Origin of the sequence: Gilvimarinus gilvus (assembly GCF_030518155.1) — a bacterium.
GTDB classification, from domain to species: Bacteria; Pseudomonadota; Gammaproteobacteria; order Pseudomonadales; family Cellvibrionaceae; genus Gilvimarinus; species Gilvimarinus gilvus.
In genome coordinates this window covers 1-408 of the sequence record NZ_JAULRU010000670.1, presented here as the reverse complement: position 1 = coordinate 408, position 408 = coordinate 1, and the positions used below count along the sequence as shown (strand labels likewise).

General features: G+C 47.3%; 1 protein-coding gene. It reads right to left on the bottom strand.

The features are described 5' to 3' along the window. A partial coding sequence (locus QWI17_RS16730; protein ID WP_302723667.1) for a DUF6708 domain-containing protein occupies positions 1-408 on the bottom strand: 408 nt, incomplete at both ends.

The window sequence follows — 408 nt, the reverse complement described above, 5'->3', positions numbered from 1 at the left end:
GGACAGCACCACCCCACATTTGAAACTGGGCGCACCGTTTCCCGGCACGCCACGGTAAAGCCAGCGCTCGGCGCGCACTTGCGACCAGTCGTAGCAGACTGGCTCGACTTTCCAGGTTCCGAAAGGCTTCCACCAACAGTCTTTGAAGTTGTAGGCATAGATTTTTTTTCGTTTCCGGTTGAAACGAATGGGTTCGTCGCGAGGGGGGCATATGCACCTTCGAATTAAAAATACACACACCCATATTTCGAGGATCAGCGAAAGAGTGCCAATGAATACTTGCTCAGAATCGAGATATGCAAAACTTTTTATCATGTCGAAAGGAATTGTTGCAATGATGAAAATTGCAGGTAATGTAAAGAGGATTACTAGTTCCCTAGCCCAGCTTATAGCTCTAGATACTTCAAG